Here is a 21026-nt window from a genome sequence, read left to right as displayed (position 1 = left end):
GCCGCCTTTTTGCTCTCATTTCTGAAAATATCTGCGGTTGTAACGGTCTTGATATTGTGCAATATATTGTACATTCCACTGCTCTGTACTTGAGAGCAAGCTAGTTGGAAAATCTTTTGGTGAATACAGAGGTCGATACCACGGCTGTTTATCAAAATACTGTTGTAAGCCAGTAGTGTCAAAACGACGACCGTGACGTGCAAAAATGGAATTTCGCATAATATCAAGCTCAAAACCGCTTTTACCTTCTAAATCTGCATCTGTTACAGTTCTTTGAGAAAGCCAATAAGAATCATTTGGAGTTTGTTTTACCACTGGCTGTTGTGGAGACGGTTGAGAAGATTTTGTTAACACAAGACCAATAATTACAGATATACCGATTAACCCAGTTGCAATCGCACTTCCTATGACAATATTATTGTGACTATAATTGCGCTCTCTAGATAGTGTCGAGACAATAGTCTCAGGAGATGGTGTACGGACAGCGCTTTGAGTAGAAGGCGGTTGTGTCGGTAAAATTGTATTTGCTGTTCCTTGCAAAGCTTGCAACATTTCTCTAGCACTGGCAAACCTATCCCGTGGATGGTAAGCAATTGCTTTATCAATAACAGATGCGATCGTTGAGCTAATATTCAAAGCATAAGAGCGCCAAACAATTTCTCCAGTGTGTGGATCTGTTTCCAGTTCTTGCGGGTATCTCCCTGTTAGCAGATAAATAATAGTCATCCCTAAACTATACAAGTCACTAACATAAACTGGTTTACCGATTGCCTGCTCGCTAGGCATATATCCAAGAGTTCCAATGATAATTGAGCTAGCAAGACTCCCTTGAGAATTGATGAGTGTACCCATTGTTTCCCGTACAGCACCAAAATCAATCAGTACTGGTTTTTGATCTGATGAGCGCAAAATAATGTTATCTGGTTTGATATCACGGTGGACAATGCCCTTTGAGTGGATGTACTCCAGTACAGGTAATAAAGTTAGCAATAATTCCCGGACAGTATTTTCACCAAAGACTCCCTGCTGTCTGAGTTTAGTTGTCAGTGTATCGCCTTCAATATACTCTTGAACTAAGTAGAATAGCTCATCTGACTGAAAATAAGCGTATAAAGCCGGTATTTGGTCACTGCTTCCACCTAGCTGTTCTAATATCGCTGCTTCGCGTTGAAATCTCTGTTGTACTAGTTGATAAATCTGGGGGTTATTGTGAATCGGTTTGAGTTGCTTAATCACGCAGCGACGGCGAGAAGGCATATGTATATCTTCCGCCAAAAAAGTTTCACCAAATCCACCCGCACCTAGTACTTGGATAATTTGATAGCGATTGTTTAGCAGCTTGGTTGTCATGCTCCATTATCCCAGTTTTCACTCGGATAGAATATAACGCAGCCCAATAGGACATTGTACAGTTGCACTCAGGTTTTACTGCATAAAGGCAAGAATTGTGGTCTGTAAATCCCTGGCAGGGACTGAAATAAACTCTTACCTCAGATACTTGCCCTATTATAAATGTATACCAAATCTTAGACGACTGCACGGAGGAAATGTATCCCGCTTTCAGATCTGTATTTTTGGGCAAAGTGATTTGGCATCAGCTTATCGCTGAAACCGCTACAACTGAGTTCTAAAAGAGTTCGGTCTTCTTCAAAGATCAATATTATTCTTAATGGAGCAGGCATCTGTAATTACTTAATTGCTGCACTCTATAGCAATCCTAAATCATTCGTGAAAATGAATCGTACATAAAAATTTTGGGGAAATCAAAGATTTGATGGTGAGTTACAAGTTCAAATAATCTCTTAACCGCAGTAAAAGATTTACATAGATGATAAAACTCTCTGACAAAGTTTTTCGCGTGCAACCAAATATCTTCCACCGGATTTTGTGCGGGGTCATTTGGGGCAAACCGTTCCACAGTGCCGAAACGGGATCTGATTCAAGACTATTTTCCACTAGTTGCGGTCGAGCGGATCAAGTATTTATCATACCAAGCTAAATAACGTTCTAGGACATCACGTTGATAACTCGGTTTGCTGATCCCGTGGGACTGTCCGGGATAAACTACTAACTGGGTATCAATTCCGAGACTTTTCAGGGCTTGATACATCTGCTCAGAGTTGTGCAGTGGTACAGAACTATCCTTGTCACCTCCCAGAAATATTGTCGGTGTCACAATTCGGTCAGCGTGAAGAAATGGGAAAGAAATTCGCAGCCATGTATTAAGGTTCTTCCACGGTACGCCTAACTCTTGTTCTTCATCATAAATATACTCATCTGTACCGTAGGTCGCAAGAATATTTGATTCACTAGCCCCACTGACTGCGGCTTTGAAGCGAGTATCTTGAGCAATAGTATAGTTGGTCAACATTCCCCCATAACTCCACCCACCAATTCCTAAGCGCGATGGCGAAGCAATTCCGGTAGCGATCGCATAATCAGCACCGGCAATAATATCTTGAGCGTCTTTGTTTCCCCAGTCTGCATAAATCGCTTTAGAGAAAGCTTCACCTCTTCCTGAACTTCCACGTGGGTTAACACCGACAACGACATAACCTTTGGCCGCAAACAGTTGCCAATTAAACATAAACTGATTTGTGAACTGCCCTACAGATCCGCCGTGCAGCATCAGCAGTGTCGGGTATTTTTTCCCTGACTGAAAGTTAGGTGGCTTGACGAGAAAGCCGTGAATTTCTGTTCCATCTTTACTATGAAAGCTGATTTCATTTGTAGTTGCTAAATTTAGCTGAACTAGCAACTGATCATTTTGGCGCGACAATGAACGCAAATCTTTACCTTTGAAGGCGAAGACTTCATTTGGTTGTTGTGGCGTTGAAGAAAGTAAAGCGATTTTGTCATCGCCTCCTAAATCAAAGTTACTAATATTTCGCCTTCCTGCTAACAAGCGCTCAAATTTGCCACCAGCTACGGGTATCTTTGCAAGGTGAACGTTGCCATCGTCTTCAATTAAAAACAGTATTGATTTCCCATTTTTTGTAAAACGCGGTTTGACAACATTGCGATCAAGGCTTTTAGTCAGTAGACGCGGAGTGCCGCCAAGGGCAGGAATCACCGCTAGATGGTAAACTGCGTATTCAATGAGTTTGGGTGAACCTCCTTGAAGATAGGCAATTGACTTCCCATCTGGACTCCAAGCTGGACGGCTACCCCAATCAGGATCGCAGTCAGGTCCAGAAAAAGTGGTTAGCTGGCGGGCTTTTGCTCCAGGTTGGGCAGCGATGACATAAAGATCCCAATTATTGTTGCGCTCGCTATTTTCACCGCGTTTGCTCACAAAAGCAATATTTTTACTATCACTTGACCAAGCAGGTAAAGACTCATTAAATGAACCTGGGGTGAGAATCTCTGTTTTGCGAGTTGCTAAGTCCAATACATAAAGATGTTCTCGACTTTTGTCGATAAAACCGACACCATCTTCAAGGAAGTGAAACAGATCGATAACAATCGGTGGTGGGGTTTTGCCATTAAAGGGAGTTTCTGGAGCTGGTTGAGAGGCAATTACGGCTAGTCGTTTACTGTCACCAGACCAGACAAAATCGCTAACATCACCAGCAAAGTCCGATATTTTTTCGGCTTCACCACCTGCTAGGTTGAGCAACCAAATTTGCTGTTTTCCAGATTCACGGCTGGAGATGAAAGCTAGATACTTCCCATCTGGGCTGAACCGAGGGTTATATTCACTATCTTTACCGTTAGTTAAATGTAACGTTCGGGAAGCATCCCAAGAAGTCATGTAAATATGTTTATCTTGTGTATCATTTTTCAAATCCGTATTAGTTACTGTGTAAGCAATCCAGTCTCCAGTGGGAGAAAGTTGGGGATCGCTAATTTGGCGAAAGGCAAACTGATCCTCAAGCGTCAGCAGGCGTTTTTCTTGAGCTTGAGCCGGAATATTTATACCGAGTGTCATCATTAAAACAGCACTTATGAAAGCAATTTTTATTAGCTTTTTCATAACTAGAGGGTGTGGTCAAAAGTAGTTAGTGGATAAGCGATCGCATTTAAAGATCAGGAAGTATTCCCTTTCTAAAGAATATCCCTGTTCTGTGACTCTCCGAAAACATTTACCATTTTTGAATTCTAGAGCTTTTATTTGGTAAGGGATCGCACAATTTTTTTCTAATAATAAAGACCACACCCATTTTTTTCTAATAGGATAGCTTGTATTGTTTGCCTGATAAGCCTTCCAGAGATTGCTCACCCGGAAAGTGACAGAAGAGGGCTATCTATCTTACGTTTTTTTTGTTGACCTACTTAACAGTTCAGGACAAAAGCAACTTCGACTGCTCAAAACTTTTCAAACACCCTCTTAGCTCGACTTTATCCAATTAAGCAGTGTAAACCTTAATTCTCTGGCAAAAGTTGTAGCTTTGTGGCAAAAACTTTTTCCTACATCACTAATTTTGCCAAGATAGAAAAAGTCAAAGTCTACATTCCATAAAGGTTTTAGCGTCAAGCCTCTGGCTTATCGCCTACGCTGAAACTTTTATGGAGTAATGCATTTGACTTTTTCTATATCGCCAACATCAGTGACAGTGGAAAAACCTTTTCCCTAAAATCTGGAATTGTTCCCAGATAGCAAAGTTACGTTCTCTGATTTGGATAAAGTCGAGAATTTTCGCTTATTCAGTCGCGTTTGGGCTCGTAATTAAGAACAACAATCCCGCAGTCAAATGATGTAGATTTTAATAATGTCAGATTTTGTTTGCTGTCAAGTTCTTTGAAAATTGTCATTCCGTTACCAATTGCAGTTGGATGTATAAATAAATGAAACTCGTCGATCAATCCTTGTTTGATTAGAGCCGATACAAAGGTCGCACCGCCATAAGCGATGATGTCTTTACCGTCTTGTTTTTTTAAGTTAGTGATTTCGTCAGCAAGGTTGCCTTTTGCTAAAACGGTATTGTCCCATTCTGACTTGTCAAGCGTGTTGGTAAAAACAACTTTGTGTGTGTCTGTAAATTTCTTACCAGCTGTAAATTCTGGATCATCCGGATTTGCAGCCACACTAGCCCAGTAAGGAATGAACCCTTCGGCAAGTTTTCGTCCAAGGATAATGCAGTCAACAGGTTCAGTTATATCTTTAACATATTGTTTTGATTTGTCATCCCAATTCCATACCATAAAGTCCATTTCGCCATTTAGCCCCGCAATATATCCGTCAACGGTCATTTGAACTTGAAGTTTTAATTTTCTCATTGTCGTGTTTTCCTTTGTCATAAAATTGTCTCAGTTTTAGTAATTTCAGCTTTAGGGAGATCCGTAAAAAAAAATCAAAGCGCCTGAGTCTTGAGCCTGCGGCACGGCTTCGCCCAAGCCGCGTGCGCAAAGCGCTCTGCAGAACGGACACGCTCTTGCAACGGCACTGCCCCTTGGGCAATCGCCAGCTTCAAAAACGATGGCTGAAACTCTTATTCTTTCGTCAACTTTCACTCATTTTTCGGCAAAGCCGAAAGTCGCTGACGGTTGAGTTCAAAAGAAATGCTTGCAGACATCTCCCAAGAATGATGGATCAAGCAGTCTTTTCACAGTTGACCATCCACGGAATGCCGAATTGGTCAACCAACATGCCAAACCGGAATGCCCAGAAGGTTTGCTCAAACGGCATCTTCACTTTTCCGTTTTCTGCCAAGGCATAAAAGACTCGCTCCGCTTTGACTGGGTCGTCAACGCTGATCTGCACGTAGAATCCTTGGGGTGTTTCAAAATATCCAGGCGGGCAGTCAGACCCCATCAAGAGGCGATCGCCCAAATCAAGGCAGGCATGCATAATTTTATCATGGCACTGAGCGGGCACATTCTCAGCTGAAGGCGCTTCAGAGTGGGGCAGCATCATAACGATTTTACCGCCGAGACATTGCTCATAGAACTTGAATGCTGCTTCACAATTGCCGTTGAACATGAGATAAGAATTGATTTTCATGATGTGCTCCTTGGATTGGCTCAGTTGCTTGGGCTATGGGTTAAGCGTGAATGCGGCTTGAGAGGTGTGTGGATCAAATGGAATCGAGAGGTGCTCGTGTAGGATCTGCCAGTTGCCTTGATTTTTGTGGCAGACAGCGGTGACACGCATCCACGTCTGCATTGCTGGATGGTCTTCTGTTCCTGTGAAGCGAAATAGCCAATGTGCAATTGCTAAGTCTTCACTGACAGTAATCTTGAGGTCTCGTGTTTCGATCTCAAAGGAGTTTGGGAAGCAAGGCAAACATTCTTCCCAGACTTGACGCCAAGCCACTTTCCCTTGGGTTTGGAACGGAGGTTTGACATCGAAGACGATGATCTCGGTGGCATAGCGGGACATGATTTGGTCAACATCCTTAGCACAGATGGCACGTTGTTGATCGGCGATCAATTGGCGAATCTGAACTTCATTGGATATTATTGTGCTTTCGGTTGTCATTGAAGTTTCTCCATTTGGTTTGAGGTTCAGTTTGGTTTGAAATTGAGCGCAAACCTTAATTCTCTGGTATGCCTGCAACTTCTATCACAGGGCGGATTTCGACAGTGCCGACCCGTGCTCCTGGAATCTGGGCAGCAATATTGATCGCCTCGTCAAGATCCTGGGCATTGATCAGGAAGAACCCACCCAATTGTTCGCGTGTTTCTGCAAACGGTCCGTCGGTCACCAGCGGTTTGCCGTTACGTACCCGGACACTGGTTGCAGTTGCTACAGAGTGGAGTGGGGCAGTCGCTAGATACTGTCCATTCGAGTTGAGTTGCTGTGCGAGCACAGCGGATTCTAAATAACAGTGCTCTCTCTCGGTTTCGCTCAGGGCATGTTCTTCCAGGTAAATCAGCAGCACATATTTCATTGGGTTGTCTCCGTGGTTTCCCTTTTTTCGTAAGTCGAACAGCAATTGCTCAAATCGACACCTCGTCAGAAAATTTTTTATCATTAGATACGTGGTTTACTTCCATTGTTTCTTTTGTGAGTAAGTCGAACGGCAATCTCCCAAATCGACACTTCGCCAAAAATTTTTATTGTTAGCTATGGTTCCAAATGCACTCATCAGATGTAACCCAAGTTATTGACTCTGTTTATCGCGCTGAGTGGGGTCGGATCATCGCCATCCTGATCCGTCTGGTTGGGGATTTCGATGTAGCTGAAGAAACGGCACAGGAAGCATTTACAGCCGCCTTTCATCAGTGGCAGTCCACGGGAGTTCCTGATCTGCCCCGTGCGTGGATTATCAAAACAGCCCGATACAAAGCCATTGATCGCCTCCGCCGCCGGACGCGGCTGACGGAAAAACTGGAATGGTATGCGGCATCCGGGTTAATCCCAGCTAGCGAGGAGCCAACCTACGACACCGACGAAATTCCAGATGATCGGCTACGGCTGATCTTCACTTGCTGCCACCCGGCGCTAGCGATGGAGGCTCAAGTCGCTTTGACACTGCGGATGCTAGGCGGACTTGAAACTGATGAGATTGCACGGGCGTTTCTCGTGCCCACGGCGACAATGGCACAGCGGCTTGTACGTGCCAAGCGTAAGATTCGTGACGCGGGTATTCCTTACAGAGTGCCGGATACAACTGATCTACCGATACGCTTGGAGGCGGTGCTGACGGTGATCTATCTCATTTTCAACGAAGGCTATGCGGCAACAACAGGTGAGACAATGGTCAGAGTTGACCTCTGTGCAGAAGCCATCCGGCTCGGTCGCCTTGTAAGGGCATTGATGACACCACAGCCGCCAGCAGAAGTGACTGCACTGGTGGCGCTTATGTTACTGCACGACTCACGACGCGATGCTCGCCTGGATGAGGCTGGTGATCTTGTTCTACTCGAAGATCAAGACCGTCGTCGCTGGAACTGGCGGCAAATCGCTGAAGCGCTACCGCTTGTTGAAGAAGCACTGCGCGGCGGAACTAGTCCTTTTGCCTTGCAAGCGGCGATCTCCGCATTACATTGTCAGGTGGTACGAGCGGAAGAAACCGACTGGGCACAGATCGTTCGGCTCTATGATGTGCTGGAACGTTTACAACCTTCGCCAATCGTGTCGCTAAATCGGGCGGTAGCGATCGCAATGGTAGACGGACATCAGGCGGCGCTTATACTGATCGATGGACTTACCACTGAACTCGATGGCTACCACCTGTTTCACGCCGCACGTGCCGATCTGCAGCGCCGCCTTGGAGACTCAGCGTCAGCCGCACAGAGCTACGCACGAGCGCTCGCGCTGGTCACCAACGACAGCGAACGCCGTTTCTTGGAGCGTCGGCTAAGCTCAGTTCAGCCTGCTAATTTTAGGTCAAGCGAGAGCAATCCTCCGGCAAGTTAGGTTGTATAACCGAGCGATCGCCTATAAAACTACTCAAGTACTTCCAGGTTTCGTACCGCGCCTTGATCCGCGCTAGTAGCTAGCATTGCATAAGCCTTGAGCGCTGCTGTCACCCGACGCTGCCGGGGCTGCGCGGGCTTCCAAGCATCTTTGCCCTTTGCTTCCATGGCAATACGACGGTTGGCTAATTCCTCCGTCGATAGATCCACATTGATACTGCGATTGGGGATGTCGATCAAGATCTGATCGCCGTCGCAAACCAGAGCAATGTTGCCGCCAGCCGCCGCCTCTGGAGAGGCATGACCAATCGAGAGGCCCGAAGTCCCGCCTGAGAAGCGTCCGTCGGTTAATAATGCACAAACCTTGCCCAGACCCTTGGATTTCAGGTAACTGGTCGGATAAAGCATTTCCTGCATGCCAGGTCCACCGCGTGGACCTTCATAGCGAATGATCACCACATCGCCCGCTTCCACTTCCGAATTGAGAATTCCTTTGACAGCAGCATCCTGACTTTCAAAAATACGTGCCCGACCTTCAAACACATGAATGCTTTCGTCTACGCCTGCTGTCTTAACAATACAACCGCGCTCAGCCAGGTTGCCGTATAGCACAGCCAGTCCGCCCTCGGAACTGTAAGCGTTTTCGACGCTGCGGATACAGCCGTTTTCCCGGTCCAGGTCGAGTGAGGGCCAACGGGTCGATTGACTGAAGGCTTGCTGAGTGGGAATACCCGCAGGACCAGCCTTGAAGAAGGTGTGGACGGCTTCGTCATCAGTTCGCATGATATCCCAGTGATCGAGTGCTTCTTTGAGCGTCTTGCTGTGAACCGTCGGCAAGTCCGTGTGGAGCAGTCCTGCACGGTCCAGCTCGCCGAGAATGCTGGGGATGCCGCCGGCACGGTGGACGTCCTCGATATGATACTTGGGTGTGTTAGGTGCTACCTTGCAGAATTGTGGAACCTGGCGCGAGAGGCGATCGATGTCAGTCAAGGTAAAGTTGACATCAGCTTCATGAGCTGCAGCCAGCAAGTGCAGAATGGTGTTGGTCGATCCGCCCATGGCGATGTCCAGCATCATGGCATTCTCAAACGCTTTGAAACTGGCGATAGAGCGTGGCAGTACCGATTCGTCGTCCTGCTCGTAGTAGCGGCGGGTAATGCTGACAATGGTTCGTGCGGCGTTGAGGAACAGATCCTTACGGTCGAAATGGGTTGCCAGGACGGTGCCATTGCCTGGTAAGGAGAGACCGATCGCCTCGGTGAGACAATTCATCGAGTTGGCGGTGAACATGCCAGAGCAGGAGCCACAGGTTGGGCACGCGGAACGCTCATATTCCTCGGCAACCTCGTCGCTGATACTGTCGTCCGCAGCAACCACCATGGCGTCCACCAAGTCCAGTTTATGCTCCGACAGCTTTGTCTTACCGGCTTCCATGGGACCGCCGGAGACGAATACTGCGGGAATGTTGAGACGTAGGGCTGCCATCAACATACCGGGGGTGATCTTGTCACAGTTGGAAATGCAGACCAGGGCATCGGCACAATGGGCGTTGACCATGTACTCGACCGAATCGGCGATGATCTCGCGTGAGGGCAGACTGTAAAGCATCCCGTCATGGCCCATAGCGATGCCATCATCCACTGCGATGGTGTTGAATTCCTTAGCTACACCACCAGCAGCTTCAATTTCACGGCACACCAATTGGCCCAGATCCTTCAGGTGAACGTGGCCGGGTACGAATTGGGTAAAAGAGTTGGCGACGGCAATGATTGGCTTCTCGAAATCTGCTGTGTGCATTCCGGTGGCGCGCCAGAGCGCGCGGGCACCGGCCATATTGCGTCCCTGGGTGGAGGTTTTGGATCGATAGGTCGGCATGGCGCATCCTATTCGTCTAGGGGTTTTTAATAGTCTAGACTTTATTGTGTTCCCCAAAGTAGTAGGTTGTGTCGCAAAAACTGCTCAGTGACAAACACTCTGTGTCGAAGGGCACTAAAAAAAGCCGAAACACTTGTATAGGACTTACGCATGGAAACGAAAAATCAAGGGTTTGGGCAAGGGGTATAGGGGTATAGGGGTGTAGGTGTTCAAACCCTTATACCCTCCCATAACTCAGGGTCTGGTTGCGTAAGTCCTGTTGTAGTTTAAGCAGTTTGCAAAGTTTGCAATTACTTGCGTAATTCGTGCCATTCATAGTGCTACAGCAGAAGGATTTTGTTGCCTCAAAAAGCTTTTCATACCTCAGATAGATTTATAGAACATATCTTTGTGAAACTGTTTTAGATTCGTTATATTTTATACAAATTCTCTTTTTGCACAACTTGTAATTGAAGACCAGGGTTTTTTTTGCGTCATAATTTGGTATGCCTTTTGTGTAAAGAAGGCAATTGAAACTGATAGCGAGCAATAGCAAAGATAATTAATATAGATATTCTTGCCCCGCCACCATGTCCACCGAACAGTTAACCAGAGAAAGCGATAATTTAGATTTAAAACAGCTCCTGAAAACGCTGGTAGCTGTTAAAAAAGGTGATTTTTCTGCCCGTATGCCAATAGACCAAACTGGTATGGCAGGAAAAATTGCCGATACGCTCAACGATATTATTGAACAAAATGAGCGGCTAACAACAGAACTACAAAGGATTAGTCATGTTGTTGGTAAAGAGGGCAAAATTAGTGAACGCGCCTCTTTAGGAAATGTTCGTGGTTCTTGGTCAGTGTGTGTTGATTCTGTCAACACCCTGGTGACAGATTTGGTTCAGCCGACAGAGGAAACGGCGCGTGTGATCCGGGCGGTGGCGAATGGTGACTTATCTCAAGCGATTGCACCAGAAATTGAAGGTAGACCCCTCAAGGGAGAATTTCTCCAAACTGCCCAAATGGTTAATACAATGGTGGATCAGTTGAATTCGTTTGCGAACGAGGTCACACGAGTTGCTAGAGAAGTTGGAACTGAAGGTAAGCTGGGAGTGAAAGCAGAAGTTCCTGGTGTAGCTGGAACTTGGAAGGACTTGACGGACAGTGTGAATTTAATGGCGGGAAACTTAACCGCACAAGTTCGTAATATCGCCGAAGTCACGACAGCGGTAGCAAACGGCAACCTCTCCAAAAAAATTACCGTTGATGTCAAAGGTGAAATTTTGGAGTTGAAAAATACTATCAACACGATGGTGGATCAACTCAATTCCTTTGCGTCGGAAGTGACGCGGGTTGCGAGGGAAGTGGGAACCGAAGGTAAACTCGGTGTGCAAGCAGAAGTACGCGGCGTTGCTGGGATTTGGAAAGACTTAACCGACAACGTGAATTTGATGGCGGGTTCTTTAACCGCGCAGGTACGAAACATTGCGGAAGTGACGACGGCGATCGCCAACGGTGATCTCTCGAAGAAAATTACTGTTGATGTTAGAGGTGAAATTCTAGAACTCAAGAACACCATCAATATTATGGTGGATCAACTCAGTTCCTTTGCCGGAGAAGTGACGCGGGTTGCAAGGGAAGTTGGTGCAGAAGGAAAACTGGGCGTACAAGCAGAAGTTCCAGGTGTGGCTGGAACTTGGAAAGATTTGACCGACAGCGTCAACTTCATGGCAGGTTCCTTGACAGCGCAGGTACGGAATATTGCTGAAGTGACTACGGCGGTTGCAACTGGTGATCTCTCGAAGAAAATCACTGTTGATGTCAAAGGCGAAATTTTAGAACTGAAAAATACGATCAACACAATGGTGGATCAACTCAGTTCCTTTGCCAGCGAGGTGACACGAGTTGCCAGGGAAGTGGGAACTGAAGGTAAGCTGGGTGTACTAGCGGATGTCAAAGGTGGTGCTGGTACATGGAAGGACTTGACCGACAGCGTGAATTTTATGGCGGGTTCCTTGACAGCGCAGGTACGGAATATTGCGGAAGTGACGACGGCGATCGCTAACGGTGACCTTTCTAAAAAAATCACTGTGGTGGTGAAAGGCGAAATTTTGGAGTTGAAAAACACTATTAATATTATGGTGGATCAACTCAACTCCTTTGCATCGGAAGTGACGCGGGTTGCAACAGAAGTGGGCAGTGAAGGTAAGCTGGGCGTGCAAGCAGATGTCAGAGGTGTTGCAGGCACTTGGAAAGATTTAACCGACAGTGTCAACTTCATGGCGAGTTCCTTGACAGGGCAGGTGCGAAACATCGCTGAAGTCACCACGGCGGTAGCAACTGGTGACCTCTCCAAGAAAATCACTGTGCAGGTCAAAGGTGAAATTCTGGAGTTAAAAAACACCGTGAACACGATGGTGGATCAACTCAATTCCTTTGCGTCGGAAGTGACGCGGGTTGCGCGAGAGGTGGGAACCGAAGGTAAGCTGGGCGTGCAAGCTGAAGTACGAGGCGTTGCTGGCACTTGGAAGGATTTGACTGATAGTGTGAATTCGATGGCAGGTTCTTTAACTGCACAGGTGCGGAACATTGCCGAAGTCACTACAGCAGTAGCAACTGGTGACCTCTCCAAGAAAATTACTGTTGACGTTAAAGGTGAAATTCTGGAATTAAAAAACACCATCAATACGATGGTGGATCAACTCAACTCCTTTGCATCGGAAGTGACGCGGGTTGCGCGGGAAGTGGGAACCGAAGGTAAGCTGGGTGTACAAGCTAATGTCAGAGGTGTAGGAGGCACTTGGAAAGATTTGACCGACAACTTCAACTTGATGGCAGGTAACTTGACGGCACAAGTGCGGAATATTGCCGAAGTCACGAAGGCGGTGGCAAATGGTGACCTCTCGAAAAAAATCACTGTTGATGTTAGAGGAGAAATTTTGGAGTTGAAAAATACTATCAACACGATGGTGGATCAGCTTTCGTCTTTCGCCTCAGAGGTGACGCGAGTTGCGAGGGAAGTCGGCACTGAAGGGAAATTGGGCGGTCAAGCGCACGTTGTTGGGGTGGCAGGTACCTGGAAAGATTTGACCGATAATGTCAACTCGATGGCGGGTAACTTGACCGCACAAGTGCGGGGTATAGCCAAAGTTGTGACGGCGGTTGCTAATGGTAACTTGAAACAGAAACTCACACTAGATGCCAAGGGAGAAATTGAAACTTTGGCAGAAACGATTAATGAGATGATTGGTACTCTAGCGACGTTTGCCAACCAAGTCACAACAGTCGCACGTGAGGTGGGGATTGAAGGTAAGTTGGGTGGACAAGCCAAAGTGCCGGGGGCTGCGGGAACTTGGAAAGATTTGACCGACAACGTGAATGAACTGGCTGCTACCCTCACCACTCAATTACGGGCGATCGCCGAAGTCGCAACTGCTGTCACCAAAGGCGACTTAACGCGCTCAATTTCTGTGGAGGCGCAAGGTGAAGTCGCCATGCTGAAAGACTACATCAACCAAATGATTGCTAACCTGCGGGAGACAACCCAGAAAAACACTGAACAAGACTGGTTGAAAACTAACTTAGCGAAGTTTACTCGCATGCTTCAAGGTCAGCGTGACCTTGAAACGGTGTCTAAACTGATTCTCTCGGAGTTAGCACCGCTGGTTGGGGCTTCGCAGGGTGTCTTTTTTATCATGGATATTACAGTAGACATTAAGTACTTAAAATTACTCAGCAGCTACGCTTACCGTGAACGCAAGCATCTTGCAAACCGCTTCCAGTTGGGTGAAGGTTTGGTCGGACAATGCGCTTTGGAAAAAGAACGCATTCTGCTGACAGAGGTACCGCACGACTATATCAAGATTAGTTCTGGCTTAGGTGAAGCGACTCCGCTGAATGTTGTTGTGTTACCTGTCCTGTTTGAAGGACAAGTCACCGCAGTGATTGAACTCGCCTCATTCCGACGCTTTAGTGAAATTCATCTGTCATTCTTTGACCAACTTACTGAAAGCATAGCGATTGTATTGAACACCATCGCTGCCAGTATGCGTACTGAAGAGTTACTCAAACAGTCCCAGTCTTTAGCACAGGAGTTACAAAGTCAGCAAAGCGAACTCAGGGAAACAAACAAGCGCCTAGAAGAACAAGCAAAATCGCTCCAAGCCTCCGAGGATTTACTGAAAAAACAGCAAGAAGAATTACAAGAGACGAACGCTGAACTAGAAGAAAGATCGGAATTATTAGCTTTGCAAAACAAGGAAGTTGAGCGCAAAAATAATGAAATTGAACAGACAAGCCGAGAATTAGAAGAGAAAGCAGAACAACTAGCACTCTCGTCAAAATATAAGTCTGAGTTTCTGGCGAACATGTCCCATGAACTACGGACACCGCTAAATAGCTTGTTGATTTTGGCGAAATTGCTCGCAGATAACGTGGACAAAAATCTCACAGCTAAACAAGTCGAGTATAGTCGTACGATCTACTCGTCAGGAAACGACCTTTTGACGCTGATCAATGACATTTTGGATTTGGCAAAAATTGAATCTGGAACAATGTCAATTGACATTGAGCAAATGCTGCTTGCAGAATTGCAAGAGAACATTGAGCGAACTTTTCGACAAATCGCGATTGATAAAGCGCTGAATTTCACCATACAATTCGCCCCCGAACTGCCAAGAAGTATCTACAGCGATACAAAGCGTTTACAACAAGTCTTGAAAAATCTCCTCGCCAATGCTTTTAAATTTACAGATCATGGAGAAGTCGGCTTGCAGGTGTTTGTGACAACACAAGGGTGGAGTCATGACCAGGAAAGTTTGAATCGCGCTCAAACTGTGATAGCATTTGCAGTCAGCGATACGGGCATTGGCATTGCTGTAGATAACCAAAAAATAATTTTCGAGGCGTTTCAACAAGCTGATGGCACCACTAGTCGCAGATATGGCGGTACGGGGTTAGGCTTATCGGTGAGTCGCGAAATCACCCGTCTTCTTGGTGGAGAAATTAAACTTCACAGTCGTGTTGGGGAAGGTAGTACTTTTACACTGTACTTACCCCAGGAAGGAGAACAAATCAATTCAAAATTAGAAGTCTCTCCCTCACTTCCTTTGCTTCCTTCTTCACTCCCTCCCTCCCAGCCTACGGCTCGCTTCGCTAACACTCCTTCACTCACTCCGTCATTCCCTCACTCCCTGACTCCCCTCACCGACGACAGAGGCAATATTGAAGAAGGTGAACGCATACTTCTTATAATTGAAGATGACATCAATTTTGCCCGTATCCTTTTAGACATGGCACGCCAACAAGAATTTAAAGTTATTGTTGGCCATAATGGTAGCGGGGGTTTAGCACTGGCACAACAATTTCAACCTTCAGCGATCATTTTGGATATCCGTCTACCAGGAATGGATGGTTGGACGGTACTGGATCGCCTCAAGCATGATCCAAGCACCCGTCATATTCCAGTACATATCATGACTGTTGAGGAAGGGCGACAGCGCGGGTTGCAACTAGGTGCCATTGCTTATATACAAAAGCCAGTCAGCACTGAGGTGTTGTCTCAAGCACTGAGCAATATTAAAGGTTTTGTTGAACGCCCAGTCAAGAATCTGCTGATTGTGGAAGACGACGATAATCAACGCCATAGTATTATGGAATTGATTGGTGACACAGATGTTGCAATCACTGGTGTGAAAACTGCTGGCCAGGCGCTAGAAGCGATAGAAAACCAGTATTATGATTGTGTCGTTCTCGATTTGGGTCTGCCTGACATGAGCGGGTTTGAACTGATCACAAGAATCAAACAGCATCCCAATGGTCAAGCACTACCAATTATTGTTTATACAGCAAGAGAATTGAGTCGGGCAGAAGACACTCAACTGAGGCGCTTGACAGAGACGATTATTATAAAAGATGTGCGATCGCCTGAACGTCTCCTTGATGAAACAGCATTATTCCTGCATCGAGTTCAAGCAAATTTGCCTGCGCCCAAGCGACAAATGTTAGAACAGTTGCATTCCAATGATCCTGTACTTGCGGGTAAAAAAGTTCTTATCGTAGATGACGATATGCGTAATATCTTTGCCCTCACGAGTATGCTAGAGCGTTATCAAATGCAGGTCTTATATGCCGAAAATGGTAGAGATGGCATTGAAGTTTTGCAAAACACACCAGACATTGATGTTGTTTTGATGGATATTATGATGCCACAAATAGATGGTTACGAAACAACGCGCCTAATTCGGCAGAACAATCAGTTTAAATCCCTGCCAATCATCGCACTCACAGCAAAGGCAATGCAAGGTGACAGAGAAAAGTGTATTGAAGCAGGCGCATCAGATTATGTTAGCAAACCTGTAGACATTGAACAGTTGCTTTCGCTGTTGCGTGTTTGGTTATATCGATAATTGACATCCCACAGCTACAGGTGATATCAAATCCGGTAGCATCTGAATGATTAAAAAACCGCAGAGGCGCAGAGGACGCAGAGGGAGAGGAAGGAGAAATAATTCCGATACAAACGGATTTGATATGAGACACCGCTGTAAGCGCTTCAGGCTTGCGGGGGCTTCGAGATCCCCGTGAAGCGCTATATTTATCAGGCAAAGGAAAATTCCAACGCCTGAATATCGGCTTTGTCACCGCTTACACCAGAAACTATGTCTCCTGTGGCCCCAAATCCACCGCTGCCCGTGATATCGCCAATCAAGTTATAGCCATCGCTAATGAAGTTACCTGCTACATCCGGGTTGACACCACCTGAACTGGCGAGGTTGGCGGCAATAATCGTGTTTCGCACTCTAGCTGTACCAGAAGTATTATTGAACACCCCACCACCATTTGCGGCTTGGTTGAGGGTGAGGGTACTGAACAGTAGTGTCAGATAAGTATTGTTATATATACCACCACCGTTATTTTCTGACGTGTTACCACTAAGGGTGGTATTGCTCACTGTTAGAGTGCTACCACTAAAGTTAGTGATACCGCCACCCTCAAAGCGTGCTCTGTTATTACTCAAGCTGCTGTTACTCACCGTCAGAGTGTTGCCGTTCCAGATGCCACCACCGCTGACTAATGCTTCGTTTGCCGTAACGGTAGTGTTGCTTACATTCACAGTACCACTGTTAAAGATACCACCGCCTATATTGCCTACTTTGTTGCCACTGAGAATGCTGTTACTCACTTCAACACTGCTGTTGGGATTGCTGGAGATACCACCGCCATCTCTTGCCGAATTGTTGCTGATGCTGCTGTTGCTCACACCAACTGTGCCACTACTATCAAAGATGCCGCCACCGTTTCCTCCCGAGTTACCACTGATACTGCTGCTGCTGACCTCAATGGTGCCGCTGAAGTTGGCGATACCGCCGCCATTGTTGGTTGCCGAGTTGTTGTCTATGGCGCTGTTGGTAACTGTTACAGTAGATTTTTTGGCTCTACCGTCGTTAAAGATACCGCCGCCGTCTTGGCTTGTCGAGTTCCCGGAAATGGTGCTGTTGCTCACCTCAAGAGTGCCGCCAATGTTAGAAATCCCACCACCACCACCACTCGGGCCGAAGATGCCGCTGCCGCTTACCGAATTGCCACTGAGATTGCTGTAGCTCACCTTAACAGTGCCAGTGTTATAGATGCCACCGCCACTGGGGGAGAATAACCCGCCTCCGCTTACCAAGTTATCGCTGATGCTGCTGTAGCTGACCTCAAGAGTGCCGCTGTTAGAGATACCGCCGCCATGAGGGAAGTAAGTGTTCTGAATTGCTGAGTTACCGCTGATGGTGCTGTTGCTCACATTCATAGTGCCGCCGTTAAAGATACCGCCACCATCGCTTGCTTTGTTAACACTGATGGTACTGTTGCTCACATTCATAGTGCCGCTGCTGTTATAGATGCCGCCACCAGCACCGCTGTCCCTGAAGCCCTGTACAGAGTTGCCATTCAAAGTGCTGTAGTTAACCGTCACAGTACCGCTTTCGTTATATATGCCACCGCCACTGGGATCGGGAGCACTGCTGCTTGCCAAGTTGCCACTTATGGTACTGTAGCTGACCTCAAGAGTACCGCCGCCGTTATAGATGCCGCCGCCACTGGTCTTGTTAAAGCTGTTTACCTTGTTATTGGTGATGGTGCTGTTGTTCAGCCTCAGAGTGCCGTCGTTATAGATGCCGCCGCCATTGGTGGCTGAGTTGCCACTCAGGTTGCTGTTGGTTACCGTTAGCGTACCGCCGAAATTAGCAATGCCGCCGCCGTTCTGTGCTGAGTTACCAGTCAGGCTACTATTGCTCACCGTCACCGTACCGAAGTTCTCAATGCCGCCAACAAAATATCCTGGGTTGTCGCTGATGGTGCTGTTGCTCACCTCTAGAGTACCGGTGTTCGATATGCCGCCTGTCAAGCCTAAATTTTTGCTGATGGTGCTGTTGCTCACATTCATAGTGCCGCCGTTTGAGATGCCGCCGGTGGTGCCACCATCAGCAGTGCTGTTGTTGCTGATGGTGCTGTTGCTCACATTCATAGTGCCGCCATTCGAGATACTAGTACCTTTATTTCCGACGATGGTGCTGTTAGTCATCCCAACAGTGCCGCCGGTGAAGTTATAAATGCCGCTTCCCGCAAAGCGTGCCAAGTTGTCGCTTATAGTACTGTTGTTTACCTCAACAGTGCCCGTGTTTGAAATACCGCCACCGACGACCTCGCCTAAACCGCCGTTAGCTATGGAGAATACCTGGTTGTCGCTTATAGTACTGTTGTTCACCGTCAGGATACCCGTGTTGTAAATGCCGCCGCCAGAGCCAATGGCAGACAGGTTATCAACCACGGTGTTATTGCGAACAATACTATTGTCTAAGGTGAGAGTGCCACTGTTCTTAATACCACCACCGTTGTCACCCGTCACACTGCCATTGGCAATAATCAACCCAGAGAAGTTGACTGTTGCTCCGGTTCCAATCTCAAACACCCGTGAAGCATTGTTGGCACTCACACTCAATAAGTCTGCACCTGTGAACGGATCAACTGGGGCATTGATGCTCAAGCTGTCGGTAATACTCAGTTGTCCCAGACTGAGGGTAATTGTCTGTGCAGAGCCAAATAGCGAAGAGTCAAACACAATTGAGTCTTTTCCACCGATCGCGTTTGCAAAGTTGATCGCTTCACGCAACGTCATCACCCCATCACTATCATCCACCACATCGGCAATGCTGTTGACTGTAAAGATGGAACTACCGCTTCCTTCGAAGTTTGCGCCACCGATAATGTCTTGTGGAGTACCAAAGTTGAAGTTAGATGTGGCGGATGGGTTGAATGTAGATTGGGAAGCTTGAAGATTGTCTAAGGCAGATTCAGATAAGAGATCCATAGATTTAAGTTCCTTTTTTTTCTTATATGTAGAGTATTTTCCACATTCTGTAGATTGAATTGTCGCATAGGATAATTATTTATCAACAATGATTTTTTAGTAATTTAGTTATGCCTTTATATCAAAATAAATGTGGTTTACACTACATCTTCTCAATCACTACAGTATTTTATGTAACATTCTTATTGACGACATTCCACTGGTTAACACTTTAAGGTAAGGTATTTTCAGGATGTCTTTCTTTTTATAAGTTGGAGATCTAAACGAAGCTGACAAAAGCAGATAAGACACATAGTGCGTAAATCAATCTCCAGCTGCTTTAAAACGAATCACCAGCTACGTCCACGATCAACCATACTCGGCAAAGCCCTTCTCCTGTGGACTGAGGCTAGAGATTTATTTTTTTGAATCTCTCTAAAACAAGAAATGCAAAAAACGCCCCCCTTTAAGGAGAACGCTTTTACTTATCTAAATCTTAGCTATTAACCCCAGCACATCATAAAAATAGCCCCCATGCAAATACTGTGTGCCGATTGTTATGTGGCGTCTACAACACTCAGTACTACTGAAAATGACTTATTCTTGAGATCACTCTACCTCAAGTTGCGCTGCCGTCATTGCATCAAAAGCAAAAGCTAAAACCAGAGGTATTGGACATTTTAATAAGTAAGTAGAAACGACGGCTACAACTGTCCCAAATACTGCTGACACCGACCAAAGTTTTTCCTGAGATGTCAGTCCCTTTTGAGTTTTTATCAATCTCAACGTATGGGTAGGAATTGGCTCAGGCATAACTGCACCTGGAGGAAATGCCCAATAGTTATTACACCGCTCTTCAAATAAATCTGTCCAGCCATTTTCTTGGCACCATTCTTCAATCCATTCATTACAATAATGTTTCATGTTTGGGCTGGGAAGTGGAATCAGCATAAGGTTTAGAAACTGAATCTAATTTTCTAGGGTTTTTGGCGAGAAGTTTACTAATGGGTATAAAACTAAAGATTATTCAAGAACTATTTGGCTTGGCTAAGAATCTAAAAATACCTGTAATTAGAACTAAATTTGATGCTATTCTTCATTCACAGGCTAACAGTATTTAGTTTCTTCTTGGATGAAATGAAAATAAACTTTACTTGAAACTTTGATTTTTAACAATTCTCAACATAATCGTGATTTGTTGGCTCTAAAAACAGATATTTACTCAATCTATATGTAAAGTTGTGTTACACAGCTTCAACGCATAAATACCCTAAAAATCAATATGTTTTAGTTAGAACTAAATGGAAAAAAAAAGATGTTAGGACTTACGCACTCGCGACGAAAAATAAGGCTTTGCGATTGCTTCCCTATGCCTAACGGCACGCGCAAGGGACGATCGCAATCATACAATAGCGTTATTTTTGCGTAAGTCCTGGATCTATTTCGAGACGCAAAGCGCTAGAAATGCAGCCTCCGCAAGTAATACCGTTTCACTTTAAGGTTGATACAAATAGGCAGCAGAGGAGCAGAGGAG

The 21026-nt window shown here is 46.0% G+C and carries 11 protein-coding genes and 1 pseudogene; 2 read left to right on the top strand and 10 right to left on the bottom strand.

The features are described 5' to 3' along the window. Positions 1 to 15: 15 nt before the first annotated feature. From AC5JM2_RS12610 to AC5JM2_RS12580, 7 genes and pseudogenes are all read right to left on the bottom strand, one after another. On the bottom strand, positions 16 to 1350 hold the full coding sequence (locus tag AC5JM2_RS12610; RefSeq protein WP_495835215.1) for a protein kinase domain-containing protein: 1335 nt from the start codon (positions 1348 to 1350) through the stop codon (positions 16 to 18). 367 nt (positions 1351 to 1717) lie between these two features. Continuing rightward, a pseudogene (locus tag AC5JM2_RS12605) lies at positions 1718 to 1921 on the bottom strand (IS630 family transposase); the annotation flags it as partial. 24 nt (positions 1922 to 1945) lie between these two features. Then, positions 1946 to 3976 carry a S9 family peptidase gene (locus tag AC5JM2_RS12600; RefSeq protein WP_495835214.1) on the bottom strand — a complete coding sequence of 677 codons (2031 nt, stop codon included), beginning with the start codon at positions 3974 to 3976 and terminating at the stop codon, positions 1946 to 1948. 671 nt (positions 3977 to 4647) lie between these two features. Then, positions 4648 to 5241 (bottom strand): dihydrofolate reductase family protein, encoded by a 594-nt coding sequence (locus tag AC5JM2_RS12595; RefSeq protein ID WP_495835213.1) that lies wholly within the window; start codon positions 5239 to 5241, stop codon positions 4648 to 4650. 292 nt (positions 5242 to 5533) lie between these two features. Continuing rightward, positions 5534 to 5944, bottom strand: coding sequence for a VOC family protein (locus AC5JM2_RS12590; protein WP_495835212.1), 411 nt, complete (start codon positions 5942 to 5944; stop codon positions 5534 to 5536). Positions 5945 to 5977: 33 nt separating this feature from the next. Next, positions 5978 to 6421: a YybH family protein gene (locus AC5JM2_RS12585; RefSeq protein ID WP_495835211.1), complete on the bottom strand. Its 444-nt coding sequence runs from the start codon at positions 6419 to 6421 to the stop codon at positions 5978 to 5980. Between the two features lie 55 nt (positions 6422 to 6476). Further along, a complete protein-coding gene (locus AC5JM2_RS12580) occupies positions 6477 to 6833 on the bottom strand; it encodes a YciI family protein (RefSeq protein WP_495835210.1) in 357 nt (118 codons plus the stop codon). A 188-nt stretch (positions 6834 to 7021) separates the two neighbouring features. Between AC5JM2_RS12580 and AC5JM2_RS12575 the strand changes: the two genes are divergently transcribed. Then, positions 7022 to 8305 carry an RNA polymerase sigma factor gene (locus AC5JM2_RS12575; protein WP_495835209.1) on the top strand — a complete coding sequence of 428 codons (1284 nt, stop codon included), beginning with the start codon at positions 7022 to 7024 and terminating at the stop codon, positions 8303 to 8305. A 29-nt stretch (positions 8306 to 8334) separates the two neighbouring features. Here AC5JM2_RS12575 and ilvD read toward each other — a convergent pair whose 3' ends face one another. After that, positions 8335 to 10179, bottom strand: coding sequence for a dihydroxy-acid dehydratase (ilvD, locus tag AC5JM2_RS12570; protein WP_495835208.1), 1845 nt, complete (start codon positions 10177 to 10179; stop codon positions 8335 to 8337). Between the two features lie 569 nt (positions 10180 to 10748). On the opposite strand from ilvD, the gene AC5JM2_RS12565 reads away from it, so the two are divergent. Next, positions 10749 to 16565 (top strand): HAMP domain-containing protein, encoded by a 5817-nt coding sequence (locus AC5JM2_RS12565; RefSeq protein WP_495835207.1) that lies wholly within the window; start codon positions 10749 to 10751, stop codon positions 16563 to 16565. Between the two features lie 191 nt (positions 16566 to 16756). Here the strand turns inward: AC5JM2_RS12565 and AC5JM2_RS12560 are convergent, their stop codons facing one another. Both AC5JM2_RS12560 and AC5JM2_RS12555 read right to left on the bottom strand, forming a co-directional pair. Next, a complete protein-coding gene (locus AC5JM2_RS12560; RefSeq protein ID WP_495835206.1) occupies positions 16757 to 19513 on the bottom strand; it encodes a right-handed parallel beta-helix repeat-containing protein in 2757 nt (918 codons plus the stop codon). A gap of 588 nt (positions 19514 to 20101) precedes the next feature. Next, positions 20102 to 20416, bottom strand: coding sequence for a slr1957 family protein (locus AC5JM2_RS12555; protein ID WP_495835226.1), 315 nt, complete (start codon positions 20414 to 20416; stop codon positions 20102 to 20104). Positions 20417 to 21026 lie beyond the last annotated feature (610 nt).

The sequence above is a fragment of the Brasilonema angustatum genome (genome assembly GCF_059505445.1).
Note: the sequence above shows the minus strand (reverse complement) of the source record. Positions and strands in the feature narration are given on the sequence as shown.